Below are 2,826 nucleotides of genomic sequence, written 5' to 3' on the forward strand. Positions count from 1 at the left end.
GTGCGGTCGCCGGCTCGCCGATGCCGCCCGGCTTTTCGGTGCTCTTGACCAGCGTCACGTCGATGCGCGGCATCTGCGACATGCGGATGACCGGATAGTCGTGGAAATTGGTCTGCTGCACGCGTCCTTTGTCGAGCGTGATTTCGGCGCCGAGCGTGGACGACAGGCCGAAGGCGATGCTCGACTCCAGCTGCGCTTCCACCGTGTCGGGGTTGACCATGCGGCCAAGGTCGGCGACGACCCACATTTTATGCACGGTGATCTCGTTGTCCTTCACGGAAATCTCCGCGACCTGCGCCATGTAGGTGTCGTAGCCTTCCATCAGGGCGATTCCGCGGCTGCGTCCTGCCGGCAGCGGCTTGCCCCAGCCGGCCTTGGTCGCGGCGATCTTGAGCACGTTGGCGAAGCGCGGTTGCTTGTCGAGCAGGGCCAGGCGATATTGGTAGGGATCCTTGCCGGCGGCGGCGGCCATTTCGTCGATGAAACTTTCGTTGGCGAAGGCATTGAGCGCGTGGCTGACCGAGCGCCAGTAGCCGACGCGCAGGCCGCTGTCGTGCTCGATCAGTTCCTGCGTCATGTTGGGGATGTCGTAGCCGACCACCGAGGCTTCGGACATGAAGGGATCGAGCGTGCCCTTGGGCAGGCCGAAGGCGCGCTGCGTCACCGACTGCGAGGTCAGTTGAAAGGTCAGCGCGACCGGTTTGCCGGAAGCATCGAGGCCGCCCGTCATGCGGTGGAAGGCCATCGGCCGGTAGAAGTCGTGCGTGGTGTCGTCTTCGCGGCTCCACAGCAATTTGACCGGCTTGCCGACGGCTTTGGAAATCTCCGCCGCCTGCACGGCGAAGTCGTATTCCAGACGCCGACCGAAGCCGCCACCGAGGAAAGTCGTCTTGACGGTGACGTCTTCCGGCTTGATTCCCAACGCTGCCGCGACGTTGCCCTGCGTGCCTTGCTGGAATTGCGCCGGACCGACGACCAGGCATTTCCCGTTCTTGTAGTCGGCAGTGAAATTCTGCGGCTCCATGGTGGCGTGCGCCAGCAACGGCGACCAGTATTCGGCCTTCATGGTCTTGGCAGCCGTCTTCATGGCCGCATCGGCGTCGCCGGTTTTCTTGATCGGCGTCGGCGCATCTTTGGCGTTGCGGATGCCTTCCATCATCGAGGCGTTGTCGATCTTCGCCACCGGACCTTCGTCCCAAGTGACGGTCAGGGCTTCGCGTGCTTTCTTGGCGTGCCAGTAACTGTCGGCCACGACGGCGACGCCGTCGCGGATTTGTACGACATCGATCACGCCGGGCATGGCCTTGGCCTTGGCGGCGTCGAAGCCGGTGACCTTGCCGCCGATGACCGGGCACTGTTCAAGCGAGGCGTACACCATGCCCGGCAATTTGACGTCGATGCCGTAGACTGCGGTGCCGTTAACCTTGGGCGGCGTGTCGAGCCGTTTGGTTGCCTTGCCGACGATCTTGAAATCCTTCGGGTCCTTGAGGACGACATCTTTTGGGACCGGCAGTTTCGATGCCGCATCCGCCAGTTCGCCATAGGTCGCCTTGCGTCCGCCCGGGCCGATGACCTTGCCGTCGGCGACGCGCAGCTTGTCGGCGCTGACCTGCCATTTGTCCGCCGCCGCGTTGACCAGCATGGTGCGCACCTGGGCGCCGGCCACGCGCAGCTTTTCCCAGCCTTCGCGCACCGAGGTCGAGCCGCCGGTCAGTTGGCCGCCGAGCAGCGTGTTGGTGTAGACCTCGCCGACCGGTGCGATTTCGACCTTGACCTTGCGGATGTCGACGTTGAGTTCTTCGGCGATCAGCATCGGCATCGACGTATAGACGCCCTGTCCCATTTCCGAACGCGCGGAAATCAGCGTGATGGTGTTGTCGTCGGCAATGTGGACCCAGGCATTGGGCGTGTAAAGCGTGCCTGCGGCTTGTGCATCGCTCACCGCACCCGGCAGGCTGACGCCGAGCGTGAGGCCGCCGCCGACTACTGCGGTTACCTTGAGAAAATCGCGTCGTGTGGTTGTCATGATCGTCTCCTCAGGCCTTGCGCATTTCGGCTGCAGCGCTCTTGATGGCGGCGCGGATGCGGTTATAAGTGCCGCAGCGGCAGATGTTGCCGCTCATGGCGTTTTCAATGTCGGCGTCCGACGGATTCTTGTTGGTGCGCAGCAAGGCCGCCGCACTCATCAGCTGCCCCGACTGGCAATAGCCGCATTGCGGCACGTCGTGGGCGATCCAGGCTTTTTGCAGCGGGTGGGAATTGTCTTTTGAGAGGGATTCGACCGTGGCGACCTTCTTGCCGGCCGCTGCCGACACCGGTGTCTGGCAGGAACGTATCGGCGCGCCGTCGAGTTGAACGGTACAGGCGCCGCACAAGGCCATGCCGCAGCCGAACTTGGTGCCGGTCAGGCCGATTTCATCGCGGATCACCCACAACAACGGCGTATCCGGCTCGGCCTTCACTGTGACTTGCTTACCGTTGAGGTTGAAGCTGGTTGTCATCTTTTTGCTCCTCCGACGTCCTGTTGGGTAGAACATCGGGGAAGACGTCAATCCATCCGGATGTCCGTGCCTGACGCAATCGGGAGTACTGCGGAGAATGTGACTAAAAATTGTCGGAATCCCATAGGGAAATCCCGTCTCGATTGCGTTTGCAGATAATAGGCTTATCCGGGAAAGTTTGCAGGGAGATTTTTCGCTATTCCCGTCTGTATACTGCGCTGGAGGCGGGTTTCCGTCTGACAGGGGGCATTCAGAATTGGGAAGCGTGATACATCTCGCGCGATTTGTTTTTGGGATTAAGAAAGATGTAAAAGCCGCGTTTCGA

At 61.6% G+C, this 2,826-nt stretch carries 2 protein-coding genes; both read right to left on the bottom strand.

Annotated elements, in window-relative coordinates; translation table 11 throughout:
• Positions 1 to 2,026, bottom strand: a 2,026-nt coding sequence (locus PMI16_RS02195; RefSeq protein WP_007875949.1) for a xanthine dehydrogenase family protein molybdopterin-binding subunit, incomplete at its 3' end; no start/stop codon positions are given.
• Between the two features lie 10 nt (positions 2,027 to 2,036).
• Complete coding sequence (locus tag PMI16_RS02200; protein ID WP_007875955.1) at positions 2,037 to 2,501, bottom strand: (2Fe-2S)-binding protein; 465 nt, start codon at positions 2,499 to 2,501, stop codon at positions 2,037 to 2,039.
• Between the last annotated feature and the right edge of the window lie 325 nt (positions 2,502 to 2,826).

Origin of the sequence: Herbaspirillum sp. CF444, assembly GCF_000282135.1 — a bacterium.
Taxonomy (GTDB): domain Bacteria; phylum Pseudomonadota; class Gammaproteobacteria; order Burkholderiales; family Burkholderiaceae_D; genus Herbaspirillum.

Bases quoted from the DNA above. Each gene is read 5' to 3' on its own strand.
- PMI16_RS02200 (WP_007875955.1), bottom strand. From the start codon at position 2,501: ATGACAACCAGCTTCAACCTCAACGGTAAGCAAGTCACAGTGAAGGCC.